General features: G+C 65.9%; 13 protein-coding genes. 5 read left to right on the forward strand and 8 right to left on the reverse strand.

The features are described 5' to 3' along the window. Positions 1-10 precede the first annotated feature (10 nt). Both PIN01S_RS12850 and PIN01S_RS12855 read right to left on the reverse strand, forming a co-directional pair. Positions 11-775, reverse strand: a complete 765-nt coding sequence (locus tag PIN01S_RS12850; RefSeq protein WP_084336068.1) for a TraX family protein — start codon at positions 773-775, stop codon at positions 11-13. Between the two features lie 115 nt (positions 776-890). Further along, the gene (locus PIN01S_RS12855) at positions 891-1,193 is read right to left on the reverse strand and encodes a hypothetical protein (RefSeq protein ID WP_084336069.1); all 303 of its coding nucleotides are present in this window, start codon (positions 1,191-1,193) and stop codon (positions 891-893) included. A gap of 434 nt (positions 1,194-1,627) precedes the next feature. On the opposite strand from PIN01S_RS12855, the gene PIN01S_RS12860 reads away from it, so the two are divergent. From PIN01S_RS12860 to PIN01S_RS12865, 3 genes are all read left to right on the forward strand, one after another. Continuing rightward, the gene (locus tag PIN01S_RS12860; RefSeq protein WP_084336070.1) at positions 1,628-2,677 is read left to right on the forward strand and encodes a threonine aldolase family protein; all 1,050 of its coding nucleotides are present in this window, start codon (positions 1,628-1,630) and stop codon (positions 2,675-2,677) included. Between the two features lie 54 nt (positions 2,678-2,731). Next, the gene (locus PIN01S_RS26755; protein ID WP_169715828.1) at positions 2,732-2,875 is read left to right on the forward strand and encodes a glutathione S-transferase family protein; all 144 of its coding nucleotides are present in this window, start codon (positions 2,732-2,734) and stop codon (positions 2,873-2,875) included. A 99-nt stretch (positions 2,876-2,974) separates the two neighbouring features. Beyond that, complete coding sequence (locus PIN01S_RS12865) at positions 2,975-3,184, forward strand: hypothetical protein (RefSeq protein WP_084336071.1); 210 nt, start codon at positions 2,975-2,977, stop codon at positions 3,182-3,184. 268 nt (positions 3,185-3,452) lie between these two features. Here the strand turns inward: PIN01S_RS12865 and PIN01S_RS12870 are convergent, their stop codons facing one another. Then, positions 3,453-3,752, reverse strand: a complete 300-nt coding sequence (locus PIN01S_RS12870) for a hypothetical protein (RefSeq protein ID WP_084336072.1) — start codon at positions 3,750-3,752, stop codon at positions 3,453-3,455. A gap of 298 nt (positions 3,753-4,050) precedes the next feature. Continuing rightward, positions 4,051-5,151: a glycine betaine monooxygenase reductase subunit gene (gene gbcB, locus PIN01S_RS12875; RefSeq protein ID WP_084336073.1), complete on the reverse strand. Its 1,101-nt coding sequence runs from the start codon at positions 5,149-5,151 to the stop codon at positions 4,051-4,053. Positions 5,152-5,493: 342 nt separating this feature from the next. Between gbcB and gbca the strand changes: the two genes are divergently transcribed. Together gbca and PIN01S_RS12890 are read left to right on the forward strand one after the other, a co-directional pair. Next, positions 5,494-6,786, forward strand: coding sequence for a glycine betaine monooxygenase oxygenase subunit (gbca, locus tag PIN01S_RS12885; protein ID WP_084336074.1), 1,293 nt, complete (start codon positions 5,494-5,496; stop codon positions 6,784-6,786). 190 nt (positions 6,787-6,976) lie between these two features. After that, on the forward strand, positions 6,977-7,165 hold the full coding sequence (locus tag PIN01S_RS12890) for a hypothetical protein (RefSeq protein ID WP_084336075.1): 189 nt from the start codon (positions 6,977-6,979) through the stop codon (positions 7,163-7,165). 700 nt (positions 7,166-7,865) lie between these two features. Here PIN01S_RS12890 and etfB read toward each other — a convergent pair. The 4 genes from etfB to dgcA form a co-directional block, all read right to left on the reverse strand. Beyond that, positions 7,866-8,639: an electron transfer flavoprotein subunit beta gene (gene etfB / locus PIN01S_RS12895; RefSeq protein WP_084336076.1), complete on the reverse strand. Its 774-nt coding sequence runs from the start codon at positions 8,637-8,639 to the stop codon at positions 7,866-7,868. Between the two features lie 75 nt (positions 8,640-8,714). Next, complete coding sequence (gene etfA / locus PIN01S_RS12900; RefSeq protein WP_084336077.1) at positions 8,715-9,938, reverse strand: electron transfer flavoprotein subunit alpha; 1,224 nt, start codon at positions 9,936-9,938, stop codon at positions 8,715-8,717. Between the two features lie 310 nt (positions 9,939-10,248). Further along, on the reverse strand, positions 10,249-12,210 hold the full coding sequence (gene dgcB, locus PIN01S_RS12905) for a dimethylglycine demethylation protein DgcB (protein ID WP_084336078.1): 1,962 nt from the start codon (positions 12,208-12,210) through the stop codon (positions 10,249-10,251). A gap of 161 nt (positions 12,211-12,371) precedes the next feature. Beyond that, complete coding sequence (gene dgcA / locus PIN01S_RS12910) at positions 12,372-14,447, reverse strand: dimethylglycine demethylation protein DgcA (RefSeq protein ID WP_084336079.1); 2,076 nt, start codon at positions 14,445-14,447, stop codon at positions 12,372-12,374. Positions 14,448-14,461 lie beyond the last annotated feature (14 nt).

The raw sequence follows: 14,461 nt of genomic DNA on the forward strand, positions 1-14,461 counted from the left end.
GTTTATCCCCTCAGCGGACCAGCCATTCGCGCAGCCCCCAGAGCGCCAGGAAATGCCCGGGATAGAGCAGGTACGCCCAGCGTCGCATGGGCGGTACCGGGAAGCGTGGCGGATGACGCAACAACCACAAACCGATGAAAGGCGCGACGAAACAGGTAGCGATCACCAGCCAGGCGAACGGTTGCAGGGCCCATGCCCGGGCGTAGATTTCCCACCAATAGTTCGCCGCCAGGCAGATCACCCCGGGCAGCAGTTTCCAGCCCTCGCCACGCAGCGCCAGCAGGAAGGCGGCGGGCAGCACCGCGCCGAAGAGGCCGAACATCAGGTCTTCGTGGAGCCACGCGGCGAGCAGCAAGGCAGCCAGCCCCAGGCCCCGGTCCAGCCGCCCGGGCCGCGCCATGGCATTGGCGATCAGCATGCCGAGGGCGAGGGTCGGCAGCACATTGAGACTTCCCGGCCACTCCACCAGCAACCGATAGGGGAATTCGGACAGCACGGCGAAGGCCAGCAGCCAGCCCAGGTAGCGCACGCGGAGCGGAGAATGCCCCGGTACTACCGGACGCGCGACGTTCACCGCGATGGCCAGGCAGAAGAAGGGAAACGCCAGCCGCCCGGGGACATAAAGAAATGCGGTCTCGAACCAGACATGGCGCAAGTGGTCCAGCACCATGCTGAGCATGGCCAGCCACTTGATCAGGTCGAGTGCCGCATCGCGCGGCAGGGAAACGGCCCGCTCCGGGCAGGCCGTCAGGTCGGAAACGTCGTGCTGCAGCATGGCTCCGCCGTGTCGAAGGCTATCGCGGCAGCATAGTCGCATCCGCCGGCCCGCGGGGCGCGCACGGCAAGTCTGCCGGCTTCCCTGACGGGCCCGGCTGGCCATGCGGCACGCATTACTCCTGGTTCAGCTCACTCAGGCAACTGCTCGAGGCACTGACCAGGCGCTGCTGCATCTGCGGCGTGATGCCCGTCTTGCTGTGCAGCTCTTCCATCTCGGCTTCGCTGAACTCATCGCTGACCTTGTCGGCAGCGCATTCGCAATAGTCCTTCGCAGCGTCCTCGCCATGGGTGGACTTGGAACTGGCCACGCACTCCTTGATGAAATCCGCCTTGCCACCGGCGGGCCAGTCGGCAGCAGCCGCCGGCAGGGTGACGGCCAGGGAGGCGAACAGGGCGAGCAGAGGGTGATAGCGCATGGGAACACTCCTTTTCGAAAGGCGGCGACAAGCCGAACGCTTGTGCCCTTAGTTCTGAAACCAGAATAGCGGCTGGAGTTCCTCGACAAGCCTGACGGTTTACACACAGCCACGGTGGACAGCCCTGTGGACAAGCTGTCGACACCTCGCTACGGCCCGCAACCCGGGGCGTGCGCCGCGAAGCGAGCGTTTTATGAACGATTTCAACGGCTTGCCGCTTCGGCTTTCGCACAGAAGTACCGCGCTGTGCATAACCTGTGCGCTCCCGCCGCCAGCCCAGGCAGTCCGCAGCCTGCGGAAGAATGTCCACTTTTCGTCCAGGGAATGGGCTGCAACAAGATGTCGCTTGCACTCACTCGCCCGGCCCGGGCTTGGCGTAAAGTACGGCCATCCGCCCGACCGCGACGGCGGGCGACCGAAACAAGGAATCAGGCATGACAGACCCGACCCAACAGTTCGCCAGCGACAACTACTCCGGCATCTGCCCGGAAGCCTGGGCCGCGATGGCCGAAGCCAACCACGGCCACGAACGCGCCTACGGCGAGGACCAATGGACCGCCCGCGCCGCCGACCACTTCCGTCGGTTGTTCGAGACCGACTGCGAAGTCTTCTTCGCCTTCAACGGTACCGCCGCCAATTCCCTGGCCCTGTCCGCCTTGTGCCAGAGCTATCACAGCGTGATCTGCTCGGAGACCGCCCACGTCGAGACCGACGAATGCGGCGCCCCGGAATTCTTCTCCAATGGCTCCAAGCTGCTGCTGGCCGCCACCCAGGCCGGCAAACTGACACCCGCGGCGGTGCGCGAGGTGGCACTCAAGCGCCAGGACATCCACTACCCGAAACCCCGTGTGGTGACCCTCACCCAAGCCACCGAGGTGGGCACCGTCTACCGTCCCGACGAAATCCGCGCGATCAGCGAGACCTGCCGCGAACTCGGCCTGAACCTGCACATGGACGGCGCCCGTTTCGCCAACGCCTGCGCCTTCCTCGGCTGCTCGCCGGCGGAGTTGAGCTGGAAGGCCGGCGTCGACGTGCTCTGCTTCGGCGGCACCAAGAACGGCATGGCAGTGGGCGAGGCGATCCTGTTCTTCAACAAGGCCCTGGCCGAAGACTTCGACTACCGCTGCAAGCAGGCCGGCCAACTGGCCTCGAAGATGCGCTTCCTCTCCGCGCCCTGGGTCGGCCTGCTGCAGGACGACGCCTGGCTGCACTACGCCGACCACGCCAACCGCTGCGCCCGCCTGCTCGCCGAGCGGGTCGCGGGCATCCCCGGCGTGAGCCTGATGTTCCCGGTGGAAGCCAACGGCGTGTTCCTGCAACTCTCCGAACCCGCCATCGAAGCCCTGCGCGTCCGCGGCTGGCGCTTCTACACCTTCATCGGCAACGGCGGCGCGCGCTTCATGTGCTCCTGGGACACCCAGGCCGAGCGCGTCGAGCAACTGGCGGCGGATATACGCGACGTGATGACGGCCGCTCACGGCTGAGGCGCCTCCGGCCGGAGGGCATGGCGGCATACGGCGGCCGGCCTGCTCTGGGGCGTGGCACTGGCCTGGACCACCCGCTTCGGGCTGGTCGAAGAGACCCCGACGATCAAGGCCTATATTGAAAGGGTGAACACGCGCCCCGCCGTCATCCGTGCCAGATCCCGGGACGCCGAACTGGCCGCCGGCCAGGAGGGCTGACCGCCCGCCTCCGCGTCCGGTGCACGCAGCGCCTTCCGATGGTCGGTGCTGCGATGCCGACCCGGTGACGGTCTAACCGGAAAACCCAAGGAGGCCGCCATGTCTTTCGACCAGAATGCATTCCAGACCCTGCTCCGCCAGGCCCGCGAACACGCCGACAACGCCGCCGCGCAGAACGATCCCCTGCTTTACCGCGACGCCTTCCTGGCCACTTTGCAGGCCTTGGAAATGGTCGCCGGGGAAGCGGGTGGCTGGCGTGAAATGGTGGTGAGGGCAACCGAGGAGTACATGGGCGACGAGGGCATCTGATCCGCTCGTATCCGCCGGGCTTACTCACAGCCGGCGTGGATGACTCTGTGGACAAGCTGTTCGCCCCCGGCTACAGCCCAGACGCCACGCCAGCCCTGGCGATCCGGCGATTTATTGAGCTATTTCAAGGGTTTGAGCAGCAGCTTGCGCACAGAAGCTGTGCAGCAGCCTGTGGAAAAGCTGTGCGGACACGGGGGCAACCCACGAGCGGCGGGCCCTGGAGAAGGTTGGTCGTTTCCTGCGCAGTGCAGCGAGCCGCGGCTCTGACTCACGGCCGGCGTCCGCGCTCTTCTTCATTCGGCTGCGTCCGGGGCGTGGCGTCGCGCTCCAGCCGCTCCCGCAACAGCGGCAGGGATTCCTGGCGCATGTTTTCCTTCGGCCTGGGCAGGTTGCGGTTGCCGCCGTCGTTGATCAGCGGCAACCGGTCCGCCGGCGGACGCGGTGTGATGGGTGCCGGCTGGCCATAGGGTTGCGGTGTCGGCGTGCCGGGAGAGCCGGGCGGGCGCTCCTGGGCGACCACCAGCGGCGTGCACAGAACCAGGGCGAGGCAGGCGGCGGGCGCTTTCATCGTTCCTCCTGGGAGACGGTCCTGTCCTATTGGACCGCCGTTCCCCCGCAAGGCTCAACCCGGCGTTATCCCCATGAACGGTGGATCAACCTGTGGACAGGCTGTAGACACATCGCCCAGGCCCGGAGCCCCCACCGTTTCTGGAGGATGGACGTTTTTCGAACGAATTCAGCCAGTTACGGCGACAGCTTGCCCACAGAAGCTGTGCAAAGCCTTGTGGGCAACCTGTGCAAGGAGGGCTGCAGGCCTTTCCGTGTGCGGCCCGCAGCGTAGTGGTGGTTTTACGCTCTGTACGTTTTCAATAGTCGATGCTGACATCGCCCTTAGGCACACTGCAGCAGGACAGGATGTAGCCCTCGGCCACATCCTCGTCGGTGATCCCGCCGTTGTGCTCCATGTCGACGTCGCCGGAGGTCTTCATCACCTTGCAGGTGCCGCAGATACCCATGCCGCAGGCCTTCGGGATATGCAGACCGAGCTTGGCGGCGGCGGCATGCACGGTCTCGCCGGGCGCCACGCGGATGCTCTTGCCGGTGCTGGTGAAGGACACCTGGTGCAGGTCGCCCGCCGGAATTTCCGGCGCCTCGGCGGCTTCGGCGGCCAGTTCCCTGACCTCTTCGCTCACGTCGGCCGGCGTCGCCCCGAAGGATTCCTCGTGGTAGCGCTTCATGTCGAAGCCATTGGCTTCCAGCAGGCGCTTGACGGCATTCATGTAGGGCGTCGGGCCGCAGCAGAAGATCTCCCGTTCCTTGAAGTCCGGCGCGATCAGCTCCAGCATCGGCTGGCTCAGGTAGCCGCGGTAGCCGGACCAGGTTTCGCCGATCTCGTAGCGCTCGCAGATCAGGTGCAGCTTGAAGTTGTTGATGCGCGAGGCCATGTGGCGCAGCTCGCGGTGATAGATGATGTCCTTCGGCGTGCGGGCGCTGTGGACGAACACCATGTCCACGTTGCCGTTGGTGTCGAAGAACCAGCGCGCCATGGACATCACCGGGGTGATGCCGACGCCGCCGCTGAGGAACAGCACCTTGTCCGCCGGGAAATCGATGGCGTTGAACAGCCCCACCGGCCCGTGCACCGGCAGCATGTCGCCCTCGTTGAGGTTGTCGTGCAGCCAGTTGGAAACCTTGCCGCCCGGCACGCGCTTGATGGTGATGGAGAAGCTGTAGGGCACCGACGGCGAGCTGGAGATGGTGTAGGAGCGCATGATCGGCTGCCCCTCGATCTCCAGCTCCAGGGTGACGAACTGACCGGGCTTGAAGAAGAACAGGATCGGCTGGTCGGCCATGAAACAGAAGGTGCGCACGTCCCAGGTTTCCTGGATCACCTTGACGCAGCGCACCAGATGGCGGCCGTTGGTCCAGGTCTGGGTGTTGACCGGGTTGAGGAAGCTGTTCGACATGGCATGACTCCGCGCACAACGGCCGTCTATTCGGCCTCTTGTGGTGAATTCTGCGCAGAGACCAGTCACCTCCGTTTACCTGTTCGCGACATCCACATGCTTATCGCGACCAGCCCCATGCCACCGGGGCTGCAGCGTCGGAAACGGATGCGGCCATGTCGCCCATGGACAAGGTTCCCACCCTCGCCGACCCCACACTCGATTCCAGCCGGACACCATAAGGTTTCAACGAGCGATCAGCCCACGCCGGATAACAAAGGGCCTGTTCGCCGCCTTGCGTAGCACACCGAACAAGCCATTTACGCGGCAGCCGCCCTGACGGCCCGCCATGAGGAGTCAACGATGAGCACTACCACCACCCTGAGCCTGGGCGACCCGCTGGAGCCGGCACGCAAAGCCACCGCCGAGATGCTGCAAACCCGCGATCACACTTTCTCCCTGCCGCAGCCGTTCTACAACGACGAGCGCCTGTTCCAGATCGACATGCAGGAGATCTTCCAGAAGGAATGGCTGATCGCCGGCATGACCTGCGAAATTCCGGCCAAGGGCAACTACCTGACCCTGCAGATCGGCGACAACCCGATCATCGTGATCCGCGGCGCCGAAGGGAAAATCCACGCTTTCCATAACGTCTGCCGCCACCGCGGTTCGCGCCTGTGCGTGAGCGACAAGGGCAAGGTGGCCAAGCTGGTCTGCCCCTATCACCAGTGGACCTACGAGCTGGACGGCCGCCTGCTGTTCGCCGGTACCGAGATGGGCGCCGACTTCGACATGAACCAGTACGGCCTCAAGCCGGTGAACTGCAAGAGCGCCGGCGGCTACATCTTCGTCTCGCTGGCGGATGAGCCGCCGGCCATCGACGACTTCCTGCGTACGCTCGAGCACTATATGGAGCCGTACGACATGGAGAACACCAAGGTGGCGGTTTCCACCACGCTGATGGAAAAGGCCAACTGGAAGCTGGTGATCGAGAACAACCGCGAGTGCTACCACTGCAACGGTTCGCACCCCGAGCTGCTGAACACCCTGCTGGAGTGGGACGACGTCACCGACCCGCGCGCCGACCAGGCGTTCAAGGACCACGTGGCTGCCTCCGCCGCCGCCTGGGACGCGGAGAAGATCCCTTACGCCCACGCCAGCTTCGGCCTGCGCAACCGCATCGTGCGCATGCCGCTGCTCAAGGGCACCGTGTCCATGACCATGGACGGCAAGCCCGGCAGCAAGAAGCTGATGGGCCGCATCCAGAACCCGGACCTGGGCTCCATGCGCATCCTCCACCTGCCGCACTCGTGGAACCACTGCATGGGCGACCATCTGATCAACTTCACCGTGTGGCCGATCAGCGCCCAGGAAACCATGGTCACCACCAAGTGGCTGGTGCACAAGGACGCGGTGGAAGGTGTCGACTACGACATCGCCCGCCTGCGCGAAGTCTGGGACGCCACCAACGACCAGGACCGTCGCCTCGCCGAAGAAAACCAGCGCGGCATCAACTCCACCGCCTACCAGCCGGGTCCGTACTCGAAGACCTACGAGTTCGGCGTGATCAACTTCCTCGACTGGTACAGCGAGCGCATGCTCAACAACCTGGGCGTGGAAGAAGCCGCGCCGCAACTGCGCCAGGTCGGCGAATAAGCCGCACACACCCCCACCGACCCTGGTCGGTGGGGGCGTATCGCTTCCCATGTCCCTGACCCTCTGCTTTCTGATCCTCCTCGCCGGCTACGGCGTGCTGGCCTGCTCCCCTCGTCGCTGAGCGACGCCACGGGTTGCGCCGGCCTCGATCCGGACTACACCTGTCAGGCAATCCCGCCGAGGCTTGCCCATGACCCAATCTTCCCCGCCTGCCGATGCCGATCTGCCTGTCTGGTCCGTGGTACGCCTGGACGACAACGGCAACCGCTTTCTCGTCAGCGCCGGCCATACCTATGCCGACGCGCAAGCCATCGCCGACGACTTCCAGGCGAAGGGCCACAAGCAACTGTACGAAGTGAAGCGCCAGGAGCGGGACTGAGCAGAAATCGTCCACCGGCCCGTAACCGTTGCCAGGACGGGGATTGCGCGATGTCTCTACAGCTTTTCCACAGGACGGCACACAGGCTGTGTGGACAGGCTGGGCTTCGGGGCGATTATCCGAGTGCCTCGGTAAGCCTTTGTCTTTCAAGCGATTGGGCAGGAAATGAGCGGATTGTGGAGGGGGCCGGGGGCTGTGGTGTGGGGGAAGGGCTTAACAAGTTATCCACAGAGTGGTTCACAAGTTTTGTGGGAAACCTTGGGTTGGGCTGAGGTAAGGCTGGGTATTCGAGGGGTTCCTACCTCTGCCCCCTCACCCCAGCCCTCTCCCCAGAGGGGCGAGGGGGCAGCCCGTGCAACTTCGGTCGTCCGAGCAAGACGCTATTGATTGATGTGAACTAACCCCGACTCATCGCAGCGAGAAAGGCGTGAAGGATATTTCGGTTTCCACGGAGAAGGTCATCCATGAATCGGTCACGCATTCAACCTTGAGGAGATGACTACACGGAGGGAAAGTGACGCAAAGGCCAAGCCGAGAGATAACTGAAGGCAGCTAAGCAGGTGCACGGGCTCCCTACCCCGCACATTCCATCCCCTCGCCCCTCTGGGGAGAGGGCTAGGGTGAGGGGGGCGGGGTATCGGCGAACACCACAGGGCATACACACCACCCACCCCCACCTTCGGAAAAAGAAAGCAGCGCCCTACCGCACCACCCCTTCCTCCACCAGCAACTTGAAGATCGCCTCGGCCCCCGCCTCGGGCGTCAGGTCGCGCAGGACCTGGCCGCCGTCGCCGGACGCCTTGGCCGTGGCGGCCTTGAAGCGGTCGGCAGCGGTCTTCGCCTTGATCACCTTCAGCCGCTTGGGCCGTGGGCGCGCCGGTTGCAGTTGGGCGTCGGCGAACAGTTCGTCGGTGAGCGCCGGCACCGCTTCCACCTGCAGCTCGCCGCGCCGCGCCGGGCCGAAGGCGCTCTGGCGGGCGACCGGGGCGGCGTTATCGACGCTGGCGAGGAACGGCAGGCGCACCTTCAGCCGGCGACGCTGGCCGCGCGGCAGTGCTTGCAGGACCTGGGCGTGGCCCTGTTCGACTTTCTCCACCGCGGCCAACCCCACCACCAGCGGCCAGCCGAGGCGCTCGGCGAGCAGGTAGGGCAGCAGGCCGGAGCCCTCGCCGGTCTCCGCCTGGCTGCCGGTGAGCACCAGTTGGGCGCCGGCCTCCGCCAGGAAGTCGGCCAGCGCCGGCAGCGCGTCGGCGCCGGCCGGCTGCTCCAGCACGGTCAGTTCGGGCAGGCCCATGCCGAGGTAGGCACGCAACGCTTCCTCGCGAGGGTCGCCGGCATGTACCACGCGCAGGTGCTCACCGGCCAGGCGTAGGCCCAGCTCCACGGCGCGGGCGTCCTGCTCGGCGCGGCGTGCGCGGCCGGAGGTCGGGTGGGCGCCGACCGATACCAGGGTGACGATGTTCAGGTCAGTCATGCTTCCCCCGAGGCCCGGCTGAAATCCGGGAATGGCTGTTGCTGGGTCCCGGATGACATCCGGACTACATGAGCGTCAGGCCGCATCGCGCGCCCCTCCCTGCCGCCAGGCGCTGACCTTCTCGATCAGGGCCTGGAGGATCGCCGCCGAGTCGCCGATCACCGAAAGATCGGCGCGCTTGATCATGTCGCAACCGGGGTCGAGGTTGATCGCCACCACCTTGTCGCAGGCACCGATGCCTTGCAGGTGCTGGATCGCCCCGGAGATGCCCACCGCCAGGTAGACCCGCGCGGTGACCCAGGTACCGGTGGCGCCGACCTGGCGATTACGCGGCATGAAGCCATCGTCCACCGCCACGCGGGAAGCGCCTTCGGTGGCACCGAGGGCCTGGGCGGCCTGGTGGAACAGGTCCCAGTTCTTCACGCCATTGCCGCCGGAGAGGATGAACTCGGCTTCGGCCATGGGAATCTGCGCCGGGTCCACGGCCACCGGACCGAGGTCTTCGATGCGTGGCAGGCTGCGGGCAACGCTGTTGTCCAGGGACAGCGGCAGTGCTTCGTGACGGGTCTCGCCCACCGGCTCGGCGCATTCGGCGGCAGCCAGGATGAGCCGCGGCAAGGCGCGGTGCAGGTCTTCGCGACCGGCGCCGGCGCGGCCGACACAGCGTTCGCCCTCCACCTGCCAGACCCGCGTGGCCGGGCGCTCGCCCAGCTTGGCGGCCAGCCGGCGGCCCAGCTCGGCACCGCCCATGCGGCTGTCGGGCAGCAGCCAGTGGCGTGGCGCGAACTGCCGCTCCACCGCCGCCAGGGCCTGGATGCGCTGTTCCGGCGCATAGCCTTCGTATTCCTCGCCCTGGATCAGCAGCAGGCGGTCCACACCGGCCGTGTCGAAGGCGCCTTCCTTGTGCTCACCGAACACCACCGCCAGTACCGCACCGTCGTTGCCGGCGAGCTGACGGGCAAGGCCGAGCAGGTCCTTGTCGTGGCTGGACAGGCGTCCGCCGACCATGTCCGGCACCACGCAGATGTAGTGCGCCGGCTGAGCGACCACGTGCAGCGGCAGTTGCACGGCCTCGACGGCGGCGGAACGCTGGCGGGCGCTACCGCCCTGCTGCGCGCCGGAGCGGTCGATGCGCTTGATGCCGTTGGGCCCGATGAAGCCGACGGCATGGGGATTCTTGCGGATCAGGCCGTTGGGGCCCATCCAGCGGGCCTCAGCCTGCTGCAGCTTGCCGTGCAGCGGGTGCAGGCGGTTGCGGGCGATCCACTCGGCGCGGGGATCGCGGCGGATGATGGTCATGGGCATACCTCGGGCTGCCGGGCGGCATGAATGGTTGGACGTAGACGGAGCCTTGATGTTTGCCTTAACTCCGACCCCTCACCCCGGCCCTCTCCCCAGAGGGTAGAGGGGGTTGGACGTGCGGGTCCTTGAGCCCGTACCAGGCTCGACCTCGTACTCGGATTCCCGATCTCGCACGAACGGCTCCCTCGCCCCTTTGGGGAGAGGGCTGGGGTGAGGGGGCGGTGTATCGACTGACACCCTCCCCCAACGCGCCCTTCGAAACGGAATGACAATCCAGTCTCTCGATGCACTGTCGGTCGGATACCCATCACTGCACCCCCTCCAACTCAGCCTTCGCCACCACCGGCTTCTTCACCGGTGCGGGTGCCTCGATCAGCACGTCGGCCACCAGCTCGGCGATGTCCTTGATTTCCGGCCTCGGGGCGACCACGCCTTCGAGCATGGCGGTACACTGCGGGCAGCCCACGGCCACCAGTTCGGCGCCGGTTTCCTTGATGTCGACCATGCGCATGTCGGGAATCCGCTGCTTGCCGGGAATGTCGGTGATCGGCGCACCGCCGCCACCGCCGCAGCAACGCGAGCGGAAGCCGGAGCGTTCCATTTCCTTCACCTCGATGCCGATGGCCTTGAGCACGGCGCGCGGCGCTTCGTACTCGCCGTTGTAGCGGCCCAGGTAGCAGGGATCGTGGTAGGTCACGCTGCCGCCTTTGTGCTGGCCGAGGTCCAGCAGATTGCGGGACATCAGGGTGGCGATGTAGGTGCTGTGGTGCAGCACTTCGTAACGGCCGCCCAGTTCGCCGTATTCGTTCTTCAGCACATGGAAACTGTGCGGGTCGCAAGTGACGATGCGCTGGAAGCGGTACTTGGCCAGGGTGGCGATATTGCGCTTGGCCAGGGTCTGGAAGGTCGCCTCGTCACCCAGCCGACGCGCCACGTCGCCGCTGTCGCGTTCTTCCAGGCCGAGCACGGCAAAGTCCACCTTGGCCGCCTTGAGAATCTTCACGAAGGCGCGCAGGGTGCGCTGGTTGCGCATGTCGAAGGCACCGTCGCCAACCCAGAACAGCACCTCGGCCTCGCCCTTCTCGCTCATCAGCGGCAGGTTGAGGTCGGCCGCCCAGTTGAGCCGGCCACCGGGGTTGAAGCCGCCGGGGTTGTCGGTAGCGATCAGGTTGTCCAGCACCTCGGCTCCCTTGTTTGGGGTCGAGCCCTTTTCCAGGGTGAGATGACGGCGCATGTCGACGATGGCATCGACGTGCTCGATCATCATCGGGCATTCCTCGACGCAGGCGCGGCAGGTGGTGCAGGACCAGAGGGTATCCGCCTCCACCAGCCCCTTGCCGCCCTGGACCACGATCGGCTGGTGCGGACCGCCGCCGTGCTCGCCGAGCGGGATGCCAGGGTACGGAGAGCCGGCGAACTTGGCGTCGTTGCCACCAGCCAGGCCGATGACCATGTCCTGGATCAGCTTCTTCGGGTTGAGCGGCTGGCCGGCGGCGAAGGCCGGACACATGGCCTCACACTTGCCGCACTGCACGCAGGCGTCGAAGCCGAGCAACTGGTTCCAGGTGAAATCGGTGGGCTTTTCCACGCCCAGCGGCGCCTTCGGGTCGTCCAGGTCGAGGGCCTTGAGACCGGTAGAGCGGCCGCCGCCGAAGCGCTCGGCACGGCGGTGCCAGGCCAGATGCAGGGCACCGGCGAAGGCGTGCTTCATCGGCCCGCCCCAGGTCATGCCGAAGAACAGCTCGGACACGCCCCAGGCCACGCCCACGGCCAGGATGGCGGCGAGAATCCAGCCACCGAAACCTTCCGGCAGGATGCCGGCGACCGGCAGGGTGGCGATGAAGAAGCTCACCGAGAACATCAGCAGGCTCTTCGGCAGGCGCATCCACGGGCCCTTCGACAGCCGGCTCGGCGGGTTGCGCCGGCGCTTGGCGACGAACAGGGCGCCGACGAACATCAGCACCGTGGCCGCCAGCAAGGCGAAGCCGAGGATGCGGTTATGCAGGCCGAAACCGTGCACGACGATCGCCAGCAGTGCCGCCAGGACGAAGCCGCCGGCAGTGGCGACGTGGGTCTTGGACATGTACTTGTCGCGCTCGACCACGTGGTGCAGGTCCACCAGGTAGCGACGCGGCATCTTCAGCAGGCCGCCGATCCAGTCGACCTTCGACGGCCGGCCGCGGCGCCACATGACGAAGCGCTTCACGGCACCGAGGACGGCCAGGCCCAGGGCGGCGAAAAGCAGGATGGGGAGAAGGGTGTTCAACATCGTTTGGTCTCCTCACGGGACCGAAAGGGGGACACCGGGCCAGTCCCCTCTACCCTTTGGGGAGAGGGTTAGGGTGAGGGGGCGGAGTTCAGTGCACACCGAAGCATCGCCCCCTCACCCCTGCCCTCTCCCCAGCGGGGAGAGGGGGTTGTCCGTGCCCGTCAAAAATCCTTGCAGAGTCTCAGCGCGTCATAGATCGCCGCATGGGTGTTGCGCTGGGCCACGCAGTCGCCGATGCGGAACAGCAGGTAGCCGTCGCCCCCCGCCTTTCCATCAAGAGCGGAGAGGCACGGCTGCGGCTGGATCGCGAAGAGTTTCTCCACGTCGATCTGCCCCTTGTTGCGCGAGCCCTGCTTGAGTGCGTAGTAGAGCGTTTCGTCCGGGCGCACGCCGTTTTCCACGACGACCTGGTCGACCACCCGCTCTTCCTTGGCACCGGTGTATTCGTTCTCCAGCACCGCCACCAGCTTGTCGCCCTCGCGATAGACCTTTTCCAGCATCAGGTCGCCGGTCATGATCACTTCCTTCGGGTACATGCTGCGGTAGTAGGTCGGGAAGGTCGTACCGCCGATGGCCACGCCGGGCTTGATGTCGTCGGTGACGATCTCCACCTGGGCGCCCTTGTCGGCGAGGAAGTCCGCCACCGACATGCCGCTGAACTCGCAAATGGTGTCGTAGACCAGCACGTTCTTGCCGGGCGCCACCTTGCCGTCGAGGATGTCCCAACTGCTCACCACCAGCCCTTCGGCCGCGCCCCAGTGCTCGTTCTGCTCGAGGAACGGATGGCCGCCGTTGGCCAGGACGATGACGTCCGGCTTGAGGTCGAGGATGGTCTCGACGTCCGCCGCAGTGCCCAGGCGCAGGTCGACGTTCAGCCGCGCCAGCTCCAGCTGGAACCAGCGGGTGATGCCGGCGATCTGGTCGCGCTGCGGTGCCTTGGAGGCCGTGGTGATCTGGCCGCCGAGCTGGTCCTTCTTCTCGAACAGGGTCACGTCGTGGCCACGCTCGGCGGAGACGCGTGCCGCCTCCATGCCGGCCGGGCCGCCGCCAACCACCACCACCTTGCGCTTCGGCCCGGTGGACTTCTCGATGATGTGCGGCACGCCCATGTACTCGCGGGACGTCGCGGCGTTCTGGATGCAGAGTACGTCGAGGCCCTGGTATTGGCGGTCGATGCAGTAGTTGGCACCGACACACTGTTTGATCTGGTCGACCTGGCCCATCTTGATCTTGGCGATCAGGTGCGGGTCGGCGATGTGCGCACGGGTCATGCCGACCATGTCCACGTAGCCGCCTTCGAGGATGCGCGTGGCCTGGTTCGGGTCCTTGATGTTCTGCGCGTGCAGCACCGGCACGTTGACCACTTCCTTGATGCCCGCTGCCAGGTGCAGGAACGGCTCCGGCGGGTAGGTCATGTTCGGGATGACGTTCGCCAGGGTGTTGTGGGTATCGCAACCGGAACCGACCACGCCGATGAAGTCGAGCATGCCGGTGTCGCTGTAGTACTTGGCGATCTGCTTCATGTCTTCGTGGGTCAGACCGTCCGGGTGGAACTCATCACCGCAGATACGCATGCCGACGCAGAAGTCGTCGCCGACCTCGGCCCGCACCGCCTTGAGCACTTCCAGGCCGAAGCGCATGCGGTTCTCGAAGCTGCCGCCCCATTCGTCGTCGCGCTTGTTGACGCGCGGGCTCCAGAACTGGTCGATCATGTGCTGGTGCACGGCGGACAGCTCGACGCCATCCAGGCCGCCTTCCTTTGCCCGGCGCGCGGCCTGGGCGTAGTTGCCGATCACCCGCCAGATCTCTTCCGGCTCGATGGTCTTGCAGGTGGCGCGGTGCACAGGCTCGCGGATGCCGGACGGCGACATCAGGGTCGGCCAGTGCTCGCCATCCCAACGGGAACGGCGGCCCATGTGGGTAATCTGGATCATGATCTTGGCGCCGTGCTTGTGCATGGCGTCGGCCAGGTTCTGGAAGTGCGGGATGATCCGGTCGGTGGACAGGTTCACCGACTTCCACCAGCCCTGCGGGCTGTCGATGGCCACGACGGAAGAGCCGCCGCAGATGGCCAAGCCGATGCCGCCCTTGGCCTTCTCCTCGTAGTACTTCACGTAGCGCTCGGTGGTCATGCCGCCGTCGGTGGCATAAACCTCGGCGTGCGCGGTGGAGAGCACGCGGTTGCGGATGGTCAGTTTGCCGATCTGGATCGGCTGGAACATTGCTTCGAAGGCCATGGTCGGTAACTCCG

It is taken from the genome of Pseudomonas indica NBRC 103045, assembly GCF_002091635.1.
Lineage (GTDB): Bacteria > Pseudomonadota > Gammaproteobacteria > Pseudomonadales > Pseudomonadaceae > Pseudomonas_M > Pseudomonas_M indica.